The sequence below is a fragment of the Streptomyces sp. NBC_00996 genome, assembly GCF_045162675.1.
Classification (GTDB): Bacteria; Actinomycetota; Actinomycetes; order Streptomycetales; family Streptomycetaceae; genus Streptomyces.
Map to the genome: position 1 here is coordinate 733412 of NZ_CP108723.1, position 22871 is coordinate 756282.

Below are 22871 nucleotides of genomic sequence, written 5' to 3' on the forward strand. Positions count from 1 at the left end.
GTTCGTTTCCTCTGCTTGTCGCTGGTGCCGCGGTGTCAGTGGCCGCGGGCCGGGGCGGCGTGGGTGTCGTGGTGTTCTCGGCGGCCGTCGAGGTGGGTTCCGTTGCCCGGCATTTCCCGGGCCGGGTTGCCTCCCCACCGGGCGTGCGAGGGAATTTCCTCGCCCTTCATGAGGAAGGAGTCGGGCGCGAGCACCGCTGCGTCACCGATCGCCACGCCGTAGTGGACGAAGGCACCGACCCCGAGGGTGCAGCCGCTGCCGAGGGCGCTGCGGTCCGACTTGAAGGCGCCGTCCTCCTGCGAGTGGCACTGGACGACGGTCCCGGCGTTGAGCACGCTGTCGTCGCCGATGGTGACGAGGGTGCGCTCCGGGAAGAAGCAGCCGTCGTCGAAGACGCGCTTGCCGATCCGGGCCCCGAGCAGCCGCCAGATCACGTTCTTGAAGGGGGTGCCGTTGAAGACCTGGATGTAGTCGACCGAGGCCAACTTCCAGAAGCGTTCATGGCGCCAGAAGGAGGGCGCGTAGATCGAGCAGTACAGCGGCTTCTGGGGCTTGAACCCGGTGGAGGCGCGTTCGATCAGCGCGAAGTAGACGACGGTGAACGTCAGGGTGAGGACGCTGCCCAGTGCGATCGCCAGTGCGCCGAGCGCGGGGTAGAGGTCGGCGGCGCCCATGGTGATGACGGTGATCACGAAGAAGTGGATCAACCGCGCCAGCAGGTACAGGCCGGCGGTCGCGGCATTGTGCTTGTTCTTGGCGGTCAGGCGACGGCGCAGCTGGTCGCCGGTCTGCAGGTGGTTGAACCTGTTGTCGCGCATCACCGTGCGCGGGATCTCGAAGCTGGGGGAGCCCAGCAGCCCCACGCCCTCGCGCACCGGTCCGTCGATGGGGACCAAGACCTTCGTGGCGAGCAGGCAGTTGTCGCCTGTCTTGCCCTGTGACGGGTAGGCGATGCGGTTTCCGAGGAAGTTACGGGGGCCGATCGACGTCCGGGACACCCGGAACGACGTGCTGGAGAAGTCGGCGTTCATGAGAGACAGTCCGTCGGCGATCATGGTGCCGGTTCCGACCGAGCTCAGGTACGGGTTCTCCTGCTGCATTTCGGTGCCGAAGTTCGACCCGGTCTGCTCGATGCGGCAGAGGTCGTATCCGAGGTAGCGCAGGTAGTGGACGATTGCGGAGCTGTCGCCGAAGAGCCTGGTGAAGGACTTCCTGTTGGTCATCAGGGCGACCGCCCGCTGGACGCTGTAGTGGAAGCCGTACAGCGGATAGACCTTGCCGGGCCTGAGGGCCCGGTTCAGCACACGCGGCACGGTGCCCACGACGAGGAGGCCGACGAACAGGGAGCCGAAGAAAACGACCAGGGAAGTGGTCAGGGCATAGGCGTAGAAGGCGGGGCTGGTGACGGCCACCCGCTGCGGGTTCAGGAGCGCATGAAGTTGCGGGATCTCGGCGAACAGAACGCTCACACCGCCGATCGCCAGCGGCAGAAACACCACCAACAGATTCAGCAGTTGTAGAACGCCGTACACGGTCCTTTTGACGGCGGAGCAGTCGGCCGGGTCGACCGTCCGGTAGTCCACCTCGGTCCGCTGCGCCGGCGAGCCGTGCCATCGTTCTCCGTCGGGCACCACCTGGCCGGTGTGCAGGGAGGAGGCGTGGCCCAGCTGAGCACCGTCGCCCATCGAGGTCTCGATGTCGAGGACCGTGTGCTCGCTGACGAGCACGTTGCTGCCGAGGGTGACCGGACCGGTCTGGATCAGGCCGGCGTGGGCGCGGTAGCAGGACAGGAGCACGTCCTTGCGGATGATCGTGCCCTCACCGACGGTGAGCAGGTCGGTGCAGACCGGTATGGCATGGGACAGGATCGTGACGCCTTTCCCGATCCGCGCGCCGAGGGCCCTGAGATAGAGCACGTACAGCGGTGAACCGGCGAACAGGCGCAGGGGGCTGGTGCGGATCAGGGTCTTGACGACCCAGAACCGCAGATAGGCCATGCCCCACACGGGGAACTCGCCGAATCGCCAGCGACCGATGAGTGCCCATTTCGCCACGATCGGGAAGGCGCACAAGCCCAGAAAGCTCGCTCCGGCGAACAGGACGGACCGCAGGTAGAGGTCGAACAGGCCCGAGCCCGCAGAGATCCACTCGTAGCCTTGCGCGGCGACGAGGGCTGCGAGGCAGGTATAGCCCAGGAAGATCAGGAACTGCAGCATTCCGCACACGATGTAGCGCCGTGTACCGACGGCTGCCGGCACCTCGGCTCGCGGCGCCGCCTCGGTCGGTGCCGCCATGGCGTCCGCAGCCCCTGCATCGGCCGGTATCGGCGTGGCTGCCGACACGTCCGCAGCCGAGGCCGGCGACGGGACGGGCGTGGGCGCGGCGTCGCCGAGCGCGGTGGCCAGGCTCCGGATCGTGGGGTGCCGGTAGATGTCCTTCATCGACACCGTCGGCAAGTCCGCCCGCTTCCTGACCCGCGCACAGAACTGGGCCATCACCAGGGAATCGGCACCCAGGTCGTTGAAGAAGTGACTGTCGGCCGGTACCTGCTCGACGCGCACGACGCCGGCCAGCACCTCGGCCAGCACCTCGGCCAGCAGCCTCTGGGTGCCGGTCGACGGGTCGGCGCCCCCGCCGTCCTGGAGGGTCGAGATGCCGGCCGGAGCGGCCGTCAAGACTTCGACAGATTTCCCTATCACGTGAGCTCCTTGAGGACGCTTCGGTAGACGTCGGTCGGTACGGACGGATTCGTGTCGTCCGCCTCTCCAGTACGCCTGGCCGAGGAATCCCTGTCCTGCCCCTGAATTTCGGGGCTTGACGCAACACGCGGGCCTTGATAGCCCGACGGCTTTGCGGTCAGCGACCCTGTGTTCCCTTGCTTTCCGTGCCCCTCGCCCCGCTTATGGCCGCGTATCAAAGGCACACCCGTTCAATCCGCGGGGCGTCCGGGAACTGCGTCGACCCGCCCGTCCGACCTGGCGTTTTCCGGATGGGGCCAGGTACGACGATGGGGCAGGTCACGGGGGGAAGGCGCGGAGGCAGGGCATGGGGGCGGGTGTTGGGGGCGGGTCTTGAGGGGGGCGGACACGGTTGTGGCCGGGCACGGAAGCGCCGGATACCCCTGGTGACCGTGGACGGTTCAGCCCCTCCCCCGGCCACGGCGCTTATGCGGGAACGGGGTGCATGTCAAGTCCCGAATTTCGGTGGCATGACAAGGCTGCTCCGATTCGGGCGTACTGAACATATTCCGGCGAATCAAAAGTCGCCGTCGAATTCCTCCCCGAGCCGAGACGGATCACCGGCCGGGAGACACTCCGCCGCAGTCGAGGAGACGACCATGCCCGTCATATCCGTTCCCCAGGCCTTCAACGAGGACGACCTCTACGTCGACCTTGAACAAGTCGTCGGGCTCCCACTGTTCCTCAAGTGCGAGGGATTCAATTTCGCCGGATCGATCAAGCTCAAGGCTGCCACCGAAATGGTCGAGGCCGCCGAAGCCGACGGCCTGCTGACACCGAACTCGGTTCTGGTCGAGTCGTCCTCGGGCAACCTGGGCGTGGCCCTGAGCATGATCGCGGCCAGCAAGGGCTACCGGTTCCTGTGCGTGACCGACTCCCGCTGCAACCTGGCGACCAGGCTGATGATGGAGGCCCTGGGCAGCGAGGTCCGCGTCATCACACAGCCCGACCCCGTCGGCGGCTTCCTCGGCGCGCGCATCGACCACGTCCGCGCGCTGTGCGCTTCCGATGATCGCTATGTGTGGCTCAACCAGTACAACAACCCCAGCAACAGCATGGCCCACTACCGTAGGACCGCCCCGGCCATCGCCCGACAGTTCCCGGACCTCGATGTGCTCTTCGTCGGCGCCGGCACCACCGGGACCCTGATGGGCTGCGCGCGCTACTTCCGCGAGTGGCACCGGCCGGTGCGCATCGTGGCCGTCGACAGCATGGGCTCGGTGACCTTCGGAGGCGCCCCGGGCCGGCGCATGATTCCTGGCCTGGGCACCAGCAGGCGCCCGCCGCTGCTGGACGAGTCCTATGTCGACGATGTGGTGTGCGTGGCGGAGGCCGACACCATCCGGGCCTGTCACCGGCTGGCCAGGCGCGGGTTTCTGTTCGGGGGTTCCACCGGCACAGTGGTCAGCGGGGCGATGGACTGGCTGGCCCGCCAGGAGGGACGGGAGCTGACCGCGGTGGCCATCGCCCCGGATCTGGGTGAGCGGTATCTGGAGACCATCTACCAGACCAACTGGGTGCGGGACCTGTACGGCGAGGACGTCCTCGGCTCCCAGGCGTCGATCGCCGCATCCCAGGCGGTCTGATCCCGCGTCCTGTGACGTCCTCGTACGTCTGAGCCCCCGCAGATCGCGAAGACCCGGCCTCAGAAGGCGGAGTTGGCGAACCAGTGGGTCAGCAGATCCTCGTCCCCCTCGTGCACGAGGACCTCTGCGTCGTAGGACAGGCGGCCGTAAACGAGCAGGAGCAAGTCGGCCGCGGTTCCCCGGACGGTCGCGTCAGCAGGTTCCGTGGTCGGACGAGTCGTGTCGAGGCCGAAGCCGTCGGGCCGCAGGCGGACGAGCCACTCGTCGTCCCCGGCCGAGGCGCGGAAGCGGATGGTCTTGTCGGCGCCGCGCAGGTTGGCCACCTTGGGGGCGAAGAAGGCGGCGAAGGGCAGATTGACGAGGAACTCATCGATCCCGTCGACCGCGACCGGGCGGTCGATCGTGGGCCGCAGGCCGAGTGCCAGCTCGGCGTCGACTCGGTGCAGCAGGGTCTCGAAGAGCATCCGGCGTGCCCAGAAGCGGGCGTGCTGGTCGGCGCCCCATGCCCACATCGGCAGGGTCGGATCGGTCGCCGCGAAGGCCTCCGCGGCCACGGTCGCGCTCTCGCCCAGCCAGTCGGCGTACTCGTTCTCCTGGTCCGGGAGCCGCAGGTCCACTTCTCGCTTCCGCGGAGGTTCCTGGATGCGTGCCCGCAACAGGACCGAGAACCAGCGTTGGACGCTGCCCGTGTGCTTGACCAGGTCGGCCAGCGTCCACCCGGGGCAGCTGGGTACCGCTGTCGCCAGGTCGGCGTCCTTGACCACCGACACGAACCGGGTGGTCTCGGCCGCGACCGCCATGCGGTGGTCGACCGGGGCGAAAGCGGATCCGTGGTCGGGGTGGTCCGAGGTCTTCATCGTCACGTGCCTTTCGGAGGGGTCCGCCGAGGGGCTGGTTGAGGAGGGCTTGGGAGCGGCGAACATGTCGATGACGATAGGCGCTGTGCCGTCGTTCCCTTCGCCCGGCCCACGAGAGGAGCACGCGTACCCAACAGCTCCGAGGGGTCCTCCCGGCCCGGAGCCGTCACCGCTCCTACGGACGGTTCAGCGCTGCGGCCGGAAGGCCAGGGCCGTGGGGCCGCTTCGCCCGAGGGCCTTGAGCACCCGATGGCGGGCGCACCGTTCCTGTGGACTCAACACATCACCTTGCAGAACCGCTGTCCGCCTGTCCCCTTGAAGCACGGCCAGAGCCCATCGCACGGTACTCGCTTCACGCATACGTCCAGGTCCCGCCAGACCGGCGGCCTGGCGGGACCGTGTCGTCGTTGGCCATGACAGGCCGCATCCGCTGGGTGATGCGCGGCTGCTGGAGTCGATCGACCTGTCGGTCGGCGGCCAACGCGTTGGACGGAGGTCGCCCTGTCAGCGGCCGCCGCCTGCTGCCGGCTCGGCGCAGGCGCCTGCGGCGCACGCGATGAGCCAGGCGTCGAAGTCGGCGTCGTAGCGGGTGCCGATGTCGGAGTTGTAGAGGGCGTAGCCACCCGTGTAGTCGCCGACTCGGAAGTGGGCCAGCATGCGTTGGATGTCCGCCGGGTGCTTCTCGAACATGTAGCGGACCGCGAGGTAGCCCCAGGGGTAGGTGCGGGTCACGTCGCTGTTGGCGTAGGTGTTCTGGAACAGCGTGCTCAGTGTGTAGGTGTGCCTGCCCGCCTCGGTGACGGCCTGGTCATCGGTGATGCCGCGGTAGCTGTAGGAGATGTATTCGGCCAGGCCCTCGATCCACCAGACGTCGGGCACGGAGGTCTGGCGGGCGAAATCGCCCTTCATGTCGTCACGGGCGTCGAGGTAGTGCGTGTACTCGTGGTTGAGGTTCCAGATCCGCGCCACGAAGCCGTCGTCGTAGTCCTTCTGGTACATGATCGAAAGGGGCTGGTTGTGCGGGTCGGCCGGATCTCCCACCAGGGTTATGCCGCCGTTGTCCGTGCTGACGCCGAAGATTGCCCCGGCGTAGGTCTGGTAGTCGGCGCGGCTGGCGAACACGACGAGTTGGATGGTTGATTCGTACTGGCCGGGTATGGGGCCCTCGTCCTTGACGAGGCGGTGGAAGTACGGGTCCTGGGCCAGCACGCCGGCGCATGTCGCGTCGAGGTCGGCGGCGGTCAGTGCCTGAGCTCGGATGGTGTGCGTCCCGTCGCAGGCGTGGGTGATCGGCAGCGCGGCCTTCGTCAACTGGCCTGCCAGGTCGCAGACGTCGTAGTATGAGCAACTGGCCTTGTCGTAGTAGTCCGCCTGGGTCGCGACCGCGACCCACAGCTGGGCCGTGGGGCCGGTGATCTCCGAGGCGTTCAACAGGCCCTTGACCAGCGGCCGGACGCGGGCCTGCAGCGCGGGGTGCTCGACGTAGCGGGCGAGGTTCATTCCCGCGTTGGATTCCAGGTAGGCACGATCGGTCCCCAGCAGGTTCATGTGGGTGAGTGCGAACCGGTTGAGGGCCTCGATGATGCCCGGGTCGGCCGTGACCGCGTCGACGTAAGCCGAGTTCCAGTTGCCGCGCCAGAGGGGGGTGTAGACGTCGTTGACGGCTGCCACCATGCCGGCGATGGCGTCGTAGGAGCTGTTGTAGCCACCCAGCACCCGCCGGTAGACGTTCAGGTAACGGTCCTGCAGGTCGGCACTGTCCGTGAGGATGATGACGTCACCCAGGATGTCGCCGTTCGCGGAGGTGACGTCCCTCGAGTGTGCGCGGGCGAAGAACGCGTCCAGGCCGGCGGCCGTGGCTGTGGTCAGGGCCGGGCCGTAGGGGCCGACGTCCGACGGGTTGTAGAACTGCACGTAGTAGCCGGCGCGCACGAACAGTACGAGTTGCCACACATGGGCCGAGTTGTCGCCGCGGTACCTCTTGGCCGCGCCCGTGAAGGCTTTCGCGATGGTGGCCATCTGGGCCTCGCGAAAGATCTGGTGGGCATCTGAACCGGTGACGGCGAACAGGCTGTTGACGCAGTCGATGGTCGACGCCTTGACGAACGCGACGAGTGCGGATCCGGTCCGGCTGCCGAAGTCGGCCGGAGTGCACGAGGCCGCCCTCGGTGCCGCGTTCGGTCCGGACGTGGCAGCCGGGTCGTGCGGGGGCGTCGCCGGCCTGAGGGGCGGGAGTTGGGCGGGAGTCACCCGTCGGCCTTGCACGGCCCGGTCGGAGGGGCCGAGGGTCGAGCCCGTCGGGGGCACGGGCGACGTCGCGCTTCGGGATCCGATGACGGCGTTGGTGTGGGCCGGTGGTGGGGGTGCGGCGAGCGCCGGCGTCGCCAGCAGGCCGACCATGGTGACACCGGCAGCGAGAGAACCGACCACGCATCTGGGCAGGGGTAAGCGGTAGCGCATCTGGACTCCTTCACGGATAGATGCGCCTCGAAATAGCTGATGAGGCGTGAGAGGCACCTTCTCAATCCCTGTCGCCGCCAACAATGGCGTGTGACATAGCACATTGCACGGCTGCTCCATAACATCCGGCCGGACCTCACCATCCGGCACGACATCCGACCGGACGCCCAGTGCGGCAGACAGCCGCGCACAGCTCGGTGCGGCCTGAACCCGGCCCTACGGTCCGGCCACGCTCCACGTCCGCGAGGCCCACGCCCTCAAGTGCGGCGATTGAGCGATGAGGTCGCGGTACGCCGCAGTGGCGGAAACGAAGAGCGTCTCGGCCACCTCGTCGGGAACCCTGTCGCGCCGCCAGGCCAGCACGTAGCGGCACCACAGCGGTGTGCCGATCAGCGGTTTGATCAACACCTCCGGGGTCGGCCGGAGCGTCGCCTGCACCAAGGACACCCCGAGGCCGTCGGCAATCATGTTCTGCAACTGCACTCGGTCGCCCAGGAATTCGTGCACCGCCACCGGCGAGAAGCCCGCCGCCTCACATGCGGCATAGAAGACTCCCGGCCAGCCGGCACCGTCGTCAGGTGTCACGAACCAGGCATCATCCGCCAGATCGGCGAGCGTCACCTGAGGGCGATGCCTGAGTCGGTGACAAGCCGACAGAGCCACAAACGTCGGCTCGGTGACGATCCCGCGATGCGCCACCGCGGTGGAGTGGCGCAATTCCATTCCGGGATAGTCCGCGGCGATCGCCACGTCCACCTCGCCACTCTCCAGGAGTTCGACGATCTGCGAGGAGGCGTACACACTGCTCACCGTCAGCGACACGTCCGGCAGCCGACTTCGGACACCGACCACCATGCCTGACAGCACCGGTGAGTTGGTCGCGGCCACGCGCAGGATCCGGCGCGTACTCGCCGCGCCCCCCACTGGTCGGAGCCCGATCACCTCCGCGCGTGCGAGGACGTCTCGCGCCTGAACCACGACCTCCGCTCCGTATGGCGTCAGCTTCACACCAGACACGCCGCGTTCGAACAGCAACTTACCGAAGAAGCGTTCGATCCGCTGAAGCTGAGTGCTCATGGCCGGTTGCGAGTACCCGAGCTCCGACGCCGCCCGCCCCAGGCTCCCCGCATCAGCGATCGCACACAGCACGCGCAGATGCCGAAGCTCAAGCTCCATCCGCCCTCTCCCCGTCCGCATCACCGGGCCGCCGGCCACCCGGCCGTGACAACCATGCCGCCCTCTGATCACACCAGCGGAGGGGAAGCGTTCCATCGCACGGCCCCACCCGCAAGGTGCAGACGCGCCGCCGTTCGGTACAGGTCGTGCGGCGCCGCTGTGCAGGACCAGGCGACTGGATGACGGTCGCACTCATGGTGTTCCGGATAAGGGTCGCACTCATGGTGTTCTGGTTGATCCTCGAGATCGTCCACCCAAGAATCCGGCCGAGCCCGAGAGGCGGGCCCCGCCGCGGCGGACCGTGTCGCGGCGCGGGTCGTCCCGCGAACAGAACGTCCGATGTCACCGGGCCGGCGCGGCGCGGACCCGCGCCAGTGATCCTCGAGAGCGCCGCGACCGCCGCGCGGGCAGATGCGCTGTTGTGGACCTACGGTGATCTGAGAGAGACCGGCAAACCGAACTGATACTACCGAGGAGACTGCGATGGAGGAGCACTTCGTCTGGGTAACGACGCGCCGCCTTCAGCCGGACGCCCTGGAGGAGTTCGAGAGGGCGTGGCGCCCGACCCCGTATCCGCAGGGACTGCTCCGCGCCTTCGCGTACTGGTCCGAGGACGGGCAGGAGATCACCGGGGTGTCGTTCTGGGATTCCAGGGAAGCATGCGACTCCTGGCGGGCTTCGGAGCCGGAGGCGCAGCGGCGGGCGGCCATGGCCCCGTACACCGTCGAAGAGCGAGAAGGCTTCTACCGCGGCCGTGAACTCTCCGTCCCCCAGCGGTAGCCATGGACGAGCGGAAGCGGCCCGAAGCCTCCGCGGCCCGGTGACCCGTATCGGAGGTCGTTGATCGGCACGTACGCGGAGCACGCGCCTTCGCCCGTCGTTCCACCCACATCGCGGGTAATGCCACAGCCGTCGGAGACCACCGAGACCTCACCTGAATGGCTCGAACCCGCCGTGACAGTGCACTCGAACGCGGACCACCTCGGCGGCCGCCACACGACCCGCCTGGGGATTCAAGCCCCACCGCGTCCAGGGGCGCATGTGCGGGCCGCCCGCCGAGGTCCGGATGGACCGGGCCGAGCCCGAACCGGCATCCTGCGCCGGGCAGCCCGCCCGCTGCGACAAGCGGGGGGACGGCGCAGCCGCCTACCGTAGAGATATGAGCGAGATCGTCGTCGTGTACGAGCTCGGCCGGTCGGCGGCCCATCGCACCTCCCCGGGCGCACCACACGGTGCGGAACAGCCCGTCCGTAGGGTGCACGCAGCCCCCGCCGCCCCGGGAGAGCTCGCCGCGGCTGGGCCGCGGTCGCTCTGCGGCAAGGACACCTTCGCCATGGAGACGAGCCACTGGAAGCCGTCCGAGCACCCCGGAGCGCCGTGGTACCCCGCGGAGTACGCGTCCGTGGTCTGCCCCGATTGCGACGCCGTGATGGAGATCTGACACCTGCTCCCTCACGCGTCGCCCGGTCGCGCCGGCGCTGCCTGCCCGGTCACCATGTCGGAGGCGGTGAGCGGCCTTCTGGACAGGCTGCTGGCCTCCTGGTCATCCTCGCCCGGGAGACCTCACACCCGGAACTCCCGTATCACCGTGTTCCGGAACACTGCCGCACCGCCGATCGTGAACAGCGCGAGCCCGGTGTCGACGAGGTACGGGAACGCCTCCATCGAGTGCACGTACCGGCCGTCGTCGACGAACACCTCGACGGACGTGCGGTCCACGAAGATCCGTAGCTTCACCTTGCGCGCGGAAGGGTCGAACGGAGTGTGGCTCTCCTGCCACTTGCCGGAGGTGTCGGGGTTGACGGCACCGCGCCGATTGACGAACGCGTAGTCGCCGTACACGCCCGCGTCGATGTGCCGACCGCCGTCGGCCGAGCGGCGCAACTGCACGCCCGCGCCGGCAAGTTGGTCCCAGGTGATCTCGCAGGTGAGCTCATAGGCCACGCCGGCGTAGTCCAGCACTCGGCTGCCGTCGACCTTCAGGTCGCCGAGGCGTACCGTGCGCGAAACGTGGTCGTCCAGGGCGGCGATCGGCCGCGAGGCCAGATAGTACGTGCCGGAAGCGGCTCGCTCGAGCGTGATCTCGCGGACGATCGAGTCGGTTCCGTTGAAGCCGTCGCAGTCGATCGTGGGCGTGACGTTCGCGTAGTCCCAGTTGTTCAGCCAGCCCATGGCGTACCGGGTGCGCGGGTCGACGGAGCCGTCGGGCCGGCGCTTTTCGAAGGTGACGGCTCCGTACCAGTCGAAGCCGTGGTCGAGCCACTGCGGGTCCGCGGCGTCGGCGCTGAACGCGTTGCCGTCGAAGGAGCCCGTCCAGTACGCGTAGGTGTTCGGCAGCCCGGAGCCCTTGCCGTTGGCGCTCACGCCCAGGACCCACGTCGCCGTACCGTCCGCCGCCGTGATGCGGAACAGGTCGGGGCACTCCAGCGTCCCGATCCCCTCCTTGACGAAGCCGCCCGCATACGTCCACTTCTTGAGGTCGTCGGAGTGGTAGAGGCCGACCTTCGTGCCCTCGGCGAGCGCCATCACCCATCGGTCGCACTCCTCGTCCCGGATCACCTTGGGGTCGCGGAAGTCGCGCACGCCGGGGTTGGGCAGGACCGGATCGGTGCCGTGGTTCGTGAAGGTGCGACCACCGTCGGTGGAGTAGTACAGGTACTGCGCCTGCGAGGTGGGCCCGTCGTCGTGGGACATCGTCGCGACGACGACGACCGCGCCCGCGCCGAAACCCGCCGTGTCATCCGCGTCGACGACCGCCGAGCCCGACCAGACGTCCCCGTTGGGAGTCGTGTCCTTGGGGACGGCGACGCCGCGGTCCCGGAAGGCAACCAGGTCGGCACTGGTGGCCAGGCGCCAGGCGGTGCCGACGGCTCCGGCGAAGTAGTCCGCGTTGTACAGGTAGTAGTAGTGGTACTCACCGCCGATCCAGACCGGTCGCTGCGGGTCGTTCTTCCACGCGTCGGGGACCGTGAAGTGGTACTCGGCGCGGTAACTCACGCCGGATTTACCGCTCTTGGGCCGGGCGGCGGCCGGCACCGCGGGCAGCGCCACGGCGGCCGCTCCCGCGGCCGATCCGGTGAACAAGGCTCTCCTGGACATCCCACGCATCACGCATCGTTCCTCTCGTGCGAGTCATGCGAACGGCAGCTCATGTGGAATCAGGACTGTAGACCTAACTCGTTAAAGGTCAAGCGTTCGCGACCCTTGACAGGGCCGTGACCCGCTTCACATCATCTGGGGCATCACCCCTGAACTAACACGAGTTAGGCCCGTCAGATGACCGACTCGCACCTCTCCCGTCGCGCCCTGCTGCGGTACGGCGCCTACGGCGCTGGAGCCGCCGCCCTGGCCGGCACCGCCGCGAGCTGGGACCGGCTCACCGGAGCCGACATCCCCGGCCGCGACGACGGCTCCCTCGTCGTCGCCACTCTGGGCTCCGCCTTCGACCAAGCCGCCGTCCGCACCCTCAGCGAGGGCTTCCGGAAGCTGCACCCGGGCATCAGGCTCCGGATCAACGCGGTGCAGGCCGTCGACTGGTCGGACTTCTTCGCGAAGATCCTCACCCAGATCGCGGCGGGCACCGCTCCGGACCTCGTCTACGTCGCCACCGAGGGCGTCCAGCTCTTCGCCGAGCGCCTCGGCGTCCCCCTGGACCGCTGGGTGAAGCGGGACGCGGCGGAACTGCGCGAGTACTTCGCCGACGTCCACCCCGCGCTGGTGGAGTCGATGATGTACGAGGGGAGCCTCCACCAACTGCCGGTCGAGTTCAACGCGGCCGACATGTATCTCAACAAGCAGGTGCTCAAGCGGGCCGGCGCGGACTTCCCGGCCGCCGACTGGACCCACGACGAATTCACCGCGCTGCTACGGGACATGAAGCGCTCCAGCGGCTCCCACTTCACGCCGTACTTCTGGACCAACCGGCTGTGGGGCGGCGTAGTGCCCTGGCTGTTCGCGAACGGCACCAACCTGCTCGCCGAGTCCAAGGCGCCCGGCGGCTCCTGGCTGTGGGACACCTTCTACCCGGCCGCCGAGCGGCGCGGGCGCGGAGGCGGCTTCCGGTGGACCACCCCGCAGGCCACCGACCTCCGTGTGGAGGAGGCGTACGACTACCTCGCCTCGCTCATCCAAGAGGACCTGTGCACCCGCCCCGAGGGCGGCAACGGCAGCAACCTCGTCGGCGTCTTCTCCACCGGCCGGGTCGGCGTCACGCCGGCGGGCGGCTTCTGGGCCGGCGGTCTGCATCTGGCAGGCATGCAGCCCAGCGGCTACGACGTGCAGTACTTCCCGCGGTGGCGCACCCGGCGCCACCAGTTCGGCGCGGCCGGCTACGCGTTGCTGCGCACGTCCAAGAAGCAGGACGAGGCCTGGGAGTTCATCAAGTACGCCGCCCGCGGGGACACGCTGACCCAGCTCTTCAAGGGCAACCAGACCACCCCGGCGCGCCGCTCGATGCTCACCGCCGCCCGCTACCAGGAGACCGGTCCGGCGCACTGGCAGGTCTTCTACGACACCCTCGACAAGTTTCCCGACACCGGGCCGATCCCCGCGCCGCCGCAGGTCGCCGAGGTCGAGCAGGTGCTGCTCAAGCACACCGGTACCGCCCTTGCCTCCCCGCGGGCGGTGCGCCCGGCGCTGCGCCGGATGCAGGGCGACCTGGAGAAGGCCATGGAGCGTGAGGTATGACGAACACCCAGACCCCGGCCGTACGGACACGCCCGGCGGCACCTCTCCCCGTCGCACCGCGGCCCTCCGTCCGCGACCGCGGCACACGGCTGCTGGCCACGCTGTTCCTGGCACCCACGATCGTCGGGATCGTCGTCTTCACCGTCGTCCCGATCGCCGGCTCGGTCGTCCTCAGCCTGTTCCACTGGAACGTGATCGACTCGCCGAGCTTCGCCGGAGCCGGCAACTACCGTGAGGTGCTCGGCGATTCGACCGTGCTGGTCTCCTTCCGCAACACCCTCGTGTTCATGGTGTTCGCGGTGGCGCTGCAGTTGCTGATCGCCCTGGTGCTGGCACTGGCCGTCAACGGGCGGATGCCGGTGTGGCTGCGGTCGGTCTTCCGCTCGGCGTTCTTCTTCCCGCTGGTACTGTCCGCCGCGTCCATCTCGGTGGTGATGAAGTACCTGTTCAACCAGGACTTCGGGGTCGTGAACTGGCTGCTCGGTCTCATCGGGATCGCCCCGGTGCCGTGGTTGACATCGGAGAACTCGGCGATGGCCGCCGTGATTCTCGTCTACGTCTGGCAGCAGTTCGGCTTCTCCTTCCTGCTGTTCGTCGGAGGCCTGAACAACATCCCCAAAGAGATCCACGAGGCCGCCGCCCTGGACGGCGCGACGGGCCTGCGTAAACACCTGACCGTCACGCTGCCCCTGCTGTCACCCACGCTGCTGGTCGCGTCGGTCGTCGGCATGATCAACGCGCTCCAGGTCTTCGAGCAGCCGTACGTCCTCACGAACGGCGGGCCCGGCGACTCCACCAGGACCGTCGTGATGGTCATCTACGAGAACGCCTTCGAACAGCTGCGCTTCGGCGAGGCGTCCGCGGTGGGCGTGCTGCTGTTCGTGCTGATCATGGCGGTCACCGCCCTCCAGTTCCGGCTCAGCCGGCGTTTCGTCCACTACCAGTGAGCCGGGTGAGTTCCATGAGCCAAGCAACGCTGTCCCTGAGCCGTACGCGGCACTCACTCGCGCCCTGGGCACGGATCGCCGCCCTGACCGTATGCGCCCTCCTGACGCTCGGGCCGGTCATCTGGACCGTCTCCACCTCGCTGCGCACCCCGGCCGAGTCCTTCGACCTGCCGCCGCGGATCATTCCGACACACCCCACCACCGAGGCATACCACGGGGTCTTCGACCAGATCGACGTCTGGCTGCTCGCCCTCAACTCCACGCTCGTGACCACGCTGATCGCCGTGGGCCAGATGATCACGGCGGGCCTGGCCGGATACGCCTTCGCACGCCTCGAATTCCGTTTCAAGAAGCCGCTGTTCGGGCTCGTGCTGGCGACCATGATGGTGCCGCTCCAGGTCACCATCGTGCCCGTGTTCCTGGTGCTGAAGTCGATGGGTCTCACAGACACCCTGCTCGGCCTGATCGTCCCGGCCTTCCCCACCGCGTTCGGCACCTTCCTGATGCGCCAGTACTTCCTGGGCATGCCGAAGGACCTGGGCGAGGCAGCCATGCTCGACGGCGCCGGGCCCTGGCGGATCTTCCGGTCCGTATACGCGCCGCTGGCCGCGCCCGGCCTGGCCATCGTGGGCGTGCTGGCCTTCAACTACCACTGGAACGAGTTCTTCCGGCCATTGATCCTCGAGACGTCCAGCCAGAACTACACACTGCCGCTGGGCCTGGTCTCCCTCCAGGGCAACCTCGGCACCGGCTCCATCTCGGTGGTCCTCGCCGGCGTCGTCCTCTCCATGATCCCCGCCGTCGCCGTGTTCGTCGTCGGCCAGCGCCCTCTTCGCGAGGGCATCACCTCCGCAGGAGTCAACCGTTGAGCCGCGACCCTCATGCGCCTGGCTTCCGGGTCCGTCCGCCCGCCAACTGGATCAACGACCCGAACGGGCCCTTTCGTTGGCGCGGCCGCCACCACCTCTTCTACCAGCACAACCCGGACGCGCCGGTGCACGCGAACATCCACTGGGGCCACGTCTCCAGCCTCGACCTCGCCCACTGGGACCACCACCAGGTCGCACTCACCCCGACGCCCGGCGGCCCGGACGAGGCGGGCTGCTGGTCCGGGTGCGTGGTCGACGACGGAGGTGTTCCGACCGCCGTGTACACGGGAGTCGACCATCACCACACCGGCCTCGGCACCATCTGCCTGGCGCGGGCGACGGACCCCGACGACGACACGCTCACCGAGTGGAAGCCGCTGCCCACGCCGGTGGTGACCGGCCCGCCGCCCGGTCTGGACGTGGTGATGTTCCGCGACCCGTTCGTCTTCGCCCACGGCGGCCGGCGCTGGGCGCTCGTGGGGGCAGGACACGCGGACGGTACGCCGTCGGTCCTGCTGTACGACTGCGACGACTTGGCCGACTGGCGGTTCGCGAGGGTCCTGGTCGACGGCAACGACCCTGTCGCCGCTGACGCGTTCGGCGACAAGGCGGTCGGCTGGGAGTGCCCGCAGATGTACGCGACGGCGAGCGGGGAATGGGGGCTGGTGGTGTCGCTGTGGGACGGAGATCCGTGTGCCACCGGCTACCTGATGGGACGTCTGCGGCCGCACGGCGAGGGAGAGCTGCGTTTCGAGGCGCGGGCCGGCGGCCGACTCGACCACGGGCGGGACTTCTACGCCCCCGCCGTGCTCCAGGAGACGGACCGGGCCCTGATGTGGGGCTGGTCCTGGGAAGCACGTGAGCAGAGCGAGGCCGTGCGCGCCGGATGGTCCGGCGTCCTCACGGCGCCCCGGGTGGTGGACGTACACCCGGACGGGTCGCTGCGAGTCACCCCGGCCCAGGAGCTCGAAGTCCTGCGTGCCGCCGAGCCGTTCGTCACCGCACCGGGCCGGACCGCGCTCCCGGATGCGTACGACCTGAGCGTCACCGCGCGCGACCGGACGACCGTGAGTCTGCTCCGTTCCGCCTCGGGCCAGGAGCTGACGGTCCGCCTGGACCCGGAGGCGGGCACCGTGACGCTGGACCGCGGCGGCTGGCCCCGGACAGGCGCCGAGGGGACCCCGCCGATCGAGGTACCGGTGCCACCGCGGGAAGAGCTGACGTTCCGGGTCCTGGTCGACGGCTCCCTGTACGAGTTGTTCGTCGAGGACCGGGCCACCGTCACCGAGCGGGTCTACCGGCGCCCCGACGACGTACCGGAGCTCGTCGTGACGGGATCGGCGGCGGCTGTCATGGGGTGGGAGCAGGTCCCACCGAGGCGCGGCTGATCACTGGGCAGGCAATACGCCGCGTGGCGGTGGGGGGTGTCCGGCCGGTGTCGATGGCGTCGAGAAGCAGCCGGGTGGCGGCCTCGCCCATCGCCCGGTGCGGCAGCGCGATCGTGGTGAGGGGCGGCGCGAGAAAGGCGGCCATGTGCTCCTGGTCGTCGTAGCCCACCACCGAGAGGTCGTCGGGAACGGCGATCCCGAGCCGGGTCGCGGCGTGCAGGACACCCGCCGCGACCCGGTCGTTGTAGCAGAAGATCCCGGTGGGACGCCGGTCGACGGCGGCCCCGTCGAAGAGCCGCGCCGCACCCTCGTAGCCGCTGGAGATCTCGCCTCCGGTCCGTACGACCCATTCCTTGGGGACGGTGATCCCTTCCGCCCGCAGCGCGTCCCGGAAGCCGCGCAGGCGCTCGACCGAGGCGATGTCGTCCAGGCCGCCGACCAGCGCGATCCTTTGGTGTCCCTGCTCGAGGAGCAGGCGGGCCGCCGTACGGCCTCCGGCGCGTTCGGCGGGGATGACGGCGGGCAGGGAGTTGTCCTCGGGCAGGCAGTTGGCGAGGACGGAGTGGGTACGGTGCAGACCCTCGGGGACACGAACGCGGCGCAGGGACATGGCCGCGTAGATGATGCCGTCCACGCGGCGGTCGAGGAGTTCGGCGACCGCCGCGTCCTCCTTGGCCGCGTCGCCGCCCGAGTCGACGGTCAGGACGAGGTGCTCGCTGTCCCAGGCGGTCTCCATGGCGCCGCGCAGCAGCCGGCCCGCGAAGGGCGATGAGGCGATCTCGTCGGTGATCAGACCGATCACGGCGGTACGGCGGCGGCGCAGGCCGCGGGCGACCGGGTCGGGGCGGTAGCCGAGCTGGGCCGCGGCCTGGCGGATGCGTTCCTGGGTGGCGAGCGAGAGGTTGCCGTCGGCACGGCCGTTGAACACGAAGGAGACCGCGGTGTGCGACACACCGGCGAGCCGGGCGACGTCCCGGGACGTGGGACGCCCGGTTCCCGTCGTGTGGCTGTCCTCGGTGCTGCCCATACCGTCCGCTGCCCTCATCCCCCACCCGCCCGGTTGATCACTCCCCACCCTATCGGCGACCGGGACGCCGGCGCTGTCCGCCTGCCATCGTGTGCGGGCCGAGCGGGCTCGCGTACCGGGCCAAGGGCACAGCGGCGATCCATGCCCGATTTCCCGCTGGAAGCACGGCTCGCCGTGCCGACAAGTGGGCTCTGTCCCCCTGGGGGCTCATGCACCGGCTTCCAGCACCTGCTTCAGGGTGGCGAGTTCGGTTTCGACCAGCGCGGTCTGCTCGTCGAAGAACGTGTCGGTGAACGCGGGCGGCTGGAAGAAGGTGATCATGAATTCGCTGCCGGCGCCATTGGGGACGACCCGGGCGGGGACCTGCCAGGAGGCCATGTCCTCGACGTAGTCGTGGTCGAGGACGCCATGTTCGGCGTTGCCGCGGATGCGGAGCTTGGCGGGGCCGTGCGGAGTGGCCATCAGCCACCAGTCGGGCTCGTCGGTGGGCTCGATCGTCTGGACGTTGACGATGGCCCAACGGGTCCAGTTGGCCGCGTCGGCGAGGAATGCGAAGACGTCGGCGACGGGCCGGTCGATGCTGACCGTCTTGGTGACGGATCGGGCGGTGGTCGCGGTGGTGCTCATGGCAGGGCCTTTCAGATGTTCGTCCTGGGGGTGTCGTGCTGGGCTTCGCCGACGAGGCGGCGTATCCACGCCTCCAACTGTTCGCGCTGCTGGGGGGTGAGGGAGTCGAAGAAGTAGGAGTCATTGCGGTCGGCGATCGCGGCCAGTTCGGGGACCAGGTCGTGCCCGGCCTGCGTCAGGGTCAGGCGCAGGCTGCGGCGCGAATCCGGGTCCGGTTCGCGCGTCATCAGTCCCTTGGCGGCCAGTCGGTCGACCAGGCGCGAAACGGCGCCGGCGTCGATATCGATGTACCGGGCCACCTCCCCGGCGGTCGTCGCGTCGCCGCGGTGGACGGTGGCCAGCACTGCCCACTGGGAGACGGTCACGTCATGACGGGCGAGTTCTTTCTCGAAGCGCCCGTGGACTTCGTCGGAGAGCCGACGGAGCCAGTAGCCGAGATGGTCACGCAGGCCACTTGGTGGGGTCGTCACCCCTCCACCATGAATGTCGCGACAAGTGTTGTCAAGACATCAGTAAACGGCGTCGAGCCGGGGTGTGCGACTTAAATCCGGGAGCGCCTTTGCATGACCATGCGGGAAGATGCATACTCTTCCTATGTCTAAGGTCCTCACCTCCCTTCCCGCCGGCGAGCGCGTCGGTATCGCCTTCTCAGGCGGCCTCGACACCTCGGTCGCGGTCGCGTGGATGCGCGACAAGGGCGCCGTCCCGTGCACCTACACCGCCGACATCGGCCAGTACGACGAGCCCGACATCGCCTCGGTGCCCGGCCGCGCGAAGGCCTACGGTGCCGAGATCGCGCGCTTGGTCGACTGCCGCGCGGCGCTGGTCGAGGAGGGCCTGGCAGCGCTCACCTGCGGGGCGTTCCACATCCGCTCGGGCGGGCGTGCCTACTTCAACACCACGCCGCTCGGCCGCGCCGTCACGGGCACCCTCCTGGTCCGGGCGATGCTCGAGGACGACGTACAGATCTGGGGCGACGGCTCGACCTTCAAGGGCAACGACATCGAGCGGTTCTACCGGTACGGCCTGCTCGCCAACCCGCACCTGCGGATCTACAAGCCCTGGCTGGACGCGGACTTCGTGACCGAGCTCGGCGGCCGCAAGGAAATGTCGGAGTGGCTCCTGGCCCACGACCTGCCCTACCGCGACAGCACGGAGAAGGCGTACTCCACCGACGCGAACATCTGGGGCGCCACCCACGAGGCCAAGACCCTGGAGCACCTCGACACGGGCGTAGAGACCGTGGAGCCGATCATGGGCGTGCGGTTCTGGGACTCCTCGGTCGAGATCCCCACCGAGGACGTGACCATCGGCTTCGACCAGGGCCGCCCGGTGACGATCAACGGCAAGGAGTTCGCCTCCCCCGTCGACCTGGTGATGGAGGCCAACGCCATCGGCGGCCGCCACGGCATGGGCATGTCGGACCAGATCGAGAACCGGATCATCGAGGCCAAGAGCCGCGGCATCTACGAGGCGCCCGGCATGGCCCTGCTGCACGCGGCCTACGAGCGCCTGGTGAACGCGATCCACAACGAGGACACCCTCGCCCAGTACCACAACGAGGGACGGCGCCTGGGCCGGCTGATGTACGAGGGCCGCTGGCTGGATCCGCAGGCCCTGATGGTGCGCGAGTCGCTGCAGCGCTGGGTCGGCTCTGCGGTGACCGGCGAGGTGACGCTGCGGCTGCGGCGCGGTGAGGACTACTCGATCCTCGACACCACGGGCCCGGCGTTCAGCTACCACCCGGACAAGCTGTCCATGGAGCGCACCGAGGACTCCGCATTCGGCCCGGTGGACCGGATCGGCCAGCTCACCATGCGCAACCTCGACATCGCCGACTCGCGCGCCAAGCTGGAGCAGTACGCCGGGCTCGGCCTGATCGGCACCGGCAGCCCCGCCATCGGCGCCGCCCAGGCGGCCGCGACCGGGCTGATCGGCACCATGCCGGAGGGCGGCGCCGAGGCCATCGCCTCCCGCGGCGAAGTCACCGGTGACGACGAGATGCTGGACCGCGCCGCGATGGAGTCCGGTACGGACTGACCGGCCCCGCCGAGCGGAAGGCTCGACACCCCCGAAGAGACGCACCACCGGAAAGGCCGGCTCGACGCACTCGGCGTCGAGCCGGCCTTTCCACTTCCACTGAGCCCCGATCGGGAATTACGTCACCTACGGTCACGTCATGGACATAGTCTGCGGCGTCGCCGGCATCGAGTACTCGCACTTCTATTACTTCTACGGCTACAGCGGTCCCCGGCACAGTGGCGCCATCGGAATCGGCGAGGCCCACGATCCCCGCTACCCAGCACCTGACCCGCGACCAGCTGTACCAAGTCCTCGCCGACCAGGCCTTCTTCGTCACCACGGAAGGGCAGCACTACACCGCGACGGTGTGGGTCAGCGAGTTCGGCATCGGCGCCCACGAGACGGGCACCGCCGCCCGCACCTGGTTCGGTAACGTCACCGACTACTTCGCCGACCATGACGCCGACTTCGCCTACTGGCCTCTGGTCGGCCGGGAGGGTCACGACGACTGGGCCCTACTGCGCTACGACAGCGCGGGACGGCGGTCCGGCATCCTCGACCAGGGCGACTGGCGCGGCACCGCCTGGGACCACCTCATGATGTCCCCGACCCGCACCGGGTACATCGCGTCGGCGCCTGTCCGGCGCATGCTGACCACCGACCGCGGTGACCAGGTCCAGTCTCTGCGGGTGCGGGCCCGCGGCGACGGGGGTCAGCCGGAGCAGAGTGTCAGGTTGACGCTGCCACCCCTGAATACCGTCTTCGGCGTGCGGGGATCGGCCGCAGAGCTGGATCACAGGGCAAGGGCGTCACCGGCTCCGAGCGGGCTCAGGGCCGGACCGCACGGCCGAGCCGCAGGCCCCGGCAGAACCGCGCCCCGTCACCTCCGCCGGGAATGGTTGCATCGGCACATAGTGACATCCGTCACGTCGGACTGCCGCGTCAACGCGGTTCGGTAGTACATGTCGCCCGGGCGACATGTGGAGACTTGCCGCCCGGAAACAGACAAACGGCGCACATGATCCGGTGGCTTGCGCCCCGTCCCGTTCCCTCGCGCCGCTCACCGGGCGCATAAGGCGTCCTGACGAAGCATCAGGTCTTGGCTCGCTCCGGTGAGCCGGGGCTGCACACCTGTGCGCCCGATTCAAGGGCGATCGAGGTCTACGAGGCCGGGTAGTAGTGCCGCTCGTTGCCGGTCGCTCACTCAGGTTTTAACAATGACGGCCCCAGCAGGCGTCACCGCAGCTCAGGCACGGCGTTCGTGCAGAGCCGAGCCCACCGGAGGCGCACCCGCGACGATGGAGCGAGGTCCGCATGAGCAAGCACCGCAGGAAGACGCGCCACCGGCAGATAGCCGTCGCTGCCGTCGCACTGAGCGCGCTGGCCGTACCGTCCGCCGCCATGGCCTGTATGAACGATCCGGGCGGCGAGGACGCCGCGTCCCACGGTCACTGGAGGACCTGGAAGAACGCGTCTCTCAAGGAGCGGTGGAGGGCCGGGGAGTGGACCTCTCACCGCTCGGCGCGGACTTGGCGCACAGCGGGGGCACCCGCCTCGACCGCAGCCCCTACCCCCAGCGCGCCCGCCTCGACGGCACCCGCCAAACCCACGGCGCCCGCTTCGACGGCACCCGCCAAACCCACCGCGCCGGCCTCGACGGCACCCGCCAAACCCAGGACGCCCACCGCCTCGTCCCCGAGCGCCCCCAGCACGGCAGCCCCCGCATCCGGTGCCGTGGCTCGCGTCGTGGCCCTGGTCAACAGCGAGCGCAGCAAGGCCGGATGCTCCCCCGTGACGCTGAACGCGAAGCTCTCGAAGGCCGCCCAGGATCACAGCGCGGACATGGCGAGCCACCAGAACATGTCCCACACGGGCTCCGACGGTTCGGATCCGGGCCAACGGATCACGCGTGCCGGTTACACCTGGAGTGCCTACGGCGAGAACGTCGCGTACGGATACTCCACCCCCGAGCAGGTCATGGCGGGCTGGATGTCCAGCCCCGGTCACAAGGCCAATATCCTGACCTGTGCTTTCAAGGAGATCGGCGTCGGCCTCGCGCAGCCCGGCAGCTACTGGACGCAGGACTTCGGCACGGCCCGCTGACCGCACTCGCCGGGACTCCGCACGCATCGCGACACTCCTGACCCCGCCCCGGGGTCCGTCCCGGGGCGGGGTCAGGTGGAGTGACGGCCGTCCCCGAGGCGCTGCGTCCCCGTAGTCAGTGGGCGATGAGCTGCTGGCCCCCGTCAATGTCGTACGTCGCGCCGGTGAGGGCGTCGTTGCACATGATGTGTACGGCCAGAGCGGCCACGTCGGCCGGTTCGACGACCCGGTGGATGGGGAGCGTGGCGCGCCGTTCCTCGCGCCGGGCGTCGAGCTGATCGCCCAGGAGCGAGGCCGACAGGGGCGTGTCGACGAAGCCGGCCGCGATGAGGTTCACGCGGATCGGCGCCAGTTCCGGCTGCCTGCTCTTCCGAGAACGGGAGCG

At 68.9% G+C, this 22871-nt stretch carries 18 protein-coding genes and 1 pseudogene; 10 read left to right on the forward strand and 9 right to left on the reverse strand.

Annotated elements, in window-relative coordinates:
- Window positions 1-35: 35 nt before the first annotated feature.
- Window positions 36-2699, reverse strand: a complete 2664-nt coding sequence (locus OG390_RS03785; protein ID WP_406164978.1) for a Pls/PosA family non-ribosomal peptide synthetase — start codon at window positions 2697-2699, stop codon at window positions 36-38.
- 638 nt (window positions 2700-3337) lie between these two features.
- Here OG390_RS03785 and sbnA point away from each other — a divergent pair.
- On the forward strand, window positions 3338-4324 hold the full coding sequence (gene sbnA, locus OG390_RS03790) for a 2,3-diaminopropionate biosynthesis protein SbnA (protein WP_406164979.1): 987 nt from the start codon (window positions 3338-3340) through the stop codon (window positions 4322-4324).
- A gap of 59 nt (window positions 4325-4383) precedes the next feature.
- Here the strand turns inward: sbnA and OG390_RS03795 are convergent, their stop codons facing one another.
- The 3 genes from OG390_RS03795 to OG390_RS03805 all read right to left on the reverse strand — a co-directional run bounded on the left by OG390_RS03795 (window position 4384) and on the right by OG390_RS03805 (window position 8817).
- Window positions 4384-5247, reverse strand: a complete 864-nt coding sequence (locus OG390_RS03795; protein WP_406164980.1) for a maleylpyruvate isomerase family mycothiol-dependent enzyme — start codon at window positions 5245-5247, stop codon at window positions 4384-4386.
- Window positions 5248-5685: 438 nt separating this feature from the next.
- Window positions 5686-7641 (reverse strand): collagenase, encoded by a 1956-nt coding sequence (locus tag OG390_RS03800; RefSeq protein ID WP_406164981.1) that lies wholly within the window; start codon window positions 7639-7641, stop codon window positions 5686-5688.
- A gap of 216 nt (window positions 7642-7857) precedes the next feature.
- The gene (locus OG390_RS03805) at window positions 7858-8817 is read right to left on the reverse strand and encodes a LysR family transcriptional regulator (RefSeq protein ID WP_406164982.1); all 960 of its coding nucleotides are present in this window, start codon (window positions 8815-8817) and stop codon (window positions 7858-7860) included.
- Between the two features lie 483 nt (window positions 8818-9300).
- Between OG390_RS03805 and OG390_RS03810 the strand changes: the two genes are divergently transcribed.
- Both OG390_RS03810 and OG390_RS03815 read left to right on the forward strand, forming a co-directional pair.
- Window positions 9301-9597 (forward strand): hypothetical protein, encoded by a 297-nt coding sequence (locus OG390_RS03810; protein WP_406164983.1) that lies wholly within the window; start codon window positions 9301-9303, stop codon window positions 9595-9597.
- 379 nt (window positions 9598-9976) lie between these two features.
- A complete protein-coding gene (locus OG390_RS03815) occupies window positions 9977-10258 on the forward strand; it encodes a hypothetical protein (protein WP_399089680.1) in 282 nt (93 codons plus the stop codon).
- Between the two features lie 122 nt (window positions 10259-10380).
- On the opposite strand, the gene OG390_RS03820 is transcribed toward OG390_RS03815, so the two are convergent.
- Window positions 10381-11925: a glycoside hydrolase family 32 protein gene (locus OG390_RS03820; RefSeq protein WP_406164984.1), complete on the reverse strand. Its 1545-nt coding sequence runs from the start codon at window positions 11923-11925 to the stop codon at window positions 10381-10383.
- 168 nt (window positions 11926-12093) lie between these two features.
- Between OG390_RS03820 and OG390_RS03825 the strand changes: the two genes are divergently transcribed.
- The 4 genes from OG390_RS03825 to OG390_RS03840 are packed head-to-tail and all read left to right on the forward strand — an operon-like array spanning window position 12094 to window position 16707.
- Window positions 12094-13503 carry an extracellular solute-binding protein gene (locus tag OG390_RS03825; RefSeq protein ID WP_406164985.1) on the forward strand — a complete coding sequence of 470 codons (1410 nt, stop codon included), beginning with the start codon at window positions 12094-12096 and terminating at the stop codon, window positions 13501-13503.
- Window positions 13500-14450: a carbohydrate ABC transporter permease gene (locus OG390_RS03830; RefSeq protein ID WP_406164986.1), complete on the forward strand. Its 951-nt coding sequence runs from the start codon at window positions 13500-13502 to the stop codon at window positions 14448-14450. The genes OG390_RS03825 and OG390_RS03830 overlap by 4 nt, the downstream gene beginning before the upstream one ends.
- Before the next feature lie 14 nt (window positions 14451-14464).
- The gene (locus OG390_RS03835; protein WP_406164987.1) at window positions 14465-15319 is read left to right on the forward strand and encodes a carbohydrate ABC transporter permease; all 855 of its coding nucleotides are present in this window, start codon (window positions 14465-14467) and stop codon (window positions 15317-15319) included.
- Entirely contained in the window at window positions 15316-16707 is a 1392-nt protein-coding gene (locus OG390_RS03840; RefSeq protein ID WP_406164988.1) for a glycoside hydrolase family 32 protein, read from the forward strand. Before OG390_RS03835 ends, OG390_RS03840 begins: the two co-directional genes overlap by 4 nt.
- On the opposite strand, the gene OG390_RS03845 is transcribed toward OG390_RS03840, so the two are convergent.
- The 3 genes from OG390_RS03845 to OG390_RS03855 form a co-directional block, all read right to left on the reverse strand.
- The gene (locus OG390_RS03845) at window positions 16670-17734 is read right to left on the reverse strand and encodes a LacI family DNA-binding transcriptional regulator (RefSeq protein WP_406164989.1); all 1065 of its coding nucleotides are present in this window, start codon (window positions 17732-17734) and stop codon (window positions 16670-16672) included. The genes OG390_RS03840 and OG390_RS03845 overlap by 38 nt on opposite strands.
- A 207-nt stretch (window positions 17735-17941) precedes the next feature.
- Window positions 17942-18361: an SRPBCC family protein gene (locus OG390_RS03850; RefSeq protein WP_406164990.1), complete on the reverse strand. Its 420-nt coding sequence runs from the start codon at window positions 18359-18361 to the stop codon at window positions 17942-17944.
- Window positions 18362-18372: 11 nt separating this feature from the next.
- Entirely contained in the window at window positions 18373-18831 is a 459-nt protein-coding gene (locus tag OG390_RS03855) for a MarR family winged helix-turn-helix transcriptional regulator (RefSeq protein WP_406164991.1), read from the reverse strand.
- Window positions 18832-18955: 124 nt separating this feature from the next.
- On the opposite strand from OG390_RS03855, the gene argG reads away from it, so the two are divergent.
- The 3 genes and pseudogenes from argG to OG390_RS03870 all read left to right on the forward strand — a co-directional run bounded on the left by argG (window position 18956) and on the right by OG390_RS03870 (window position 22486).
- Window positions 18956-20401: an argininosuccinate synthase gene (gene argG / locus OG390_RS03860; RefSeq protein ID WP_406164992.1), complete on the forward strand. Its 1446-nt coding sequence runs from the start codon at window positions 18956-18958 to the stop codon at window positions 20399-20401.
- Between the two features lie 187 nt (window positions 20402-20588).
- A pseudogene (locus OG390_RS03865) lies at window positions 20589-21090 on the forward strand (glycoside hydrolase); the annotation flags it as partial.
- Between the two features lie 607 nt (window positions 21091-21697).
- Window positions 21698-22486: a CAP domain-containing protein gene (locus OG390_RS03870; RefSeq protein ID WP_406164993.1), complete on the forward strand. Its 789-nt coding sequence runs from the start codon at window positions 21698-21700 to the stop codon at window positions 22484-22486.
- A gap of 115 nt (window positions 22487-22601) precedes the next feature.
- Here the strand turns inward: OG390_RS03870 and OG390_RS03875 are convergent, their stop codons facing one another.
- A complete protein-coding gene (locus tag OG390_RS03875) occupies window positions 22602-22838 on the reverse strand; it encodes an SDR family oxidoreductase (RefSeq protein ID WP_406177483.1) in 237 nt (78 codons plus the stop codon).
- Window positions 22839-22871 lie beyond the last annotated feature (33 nt).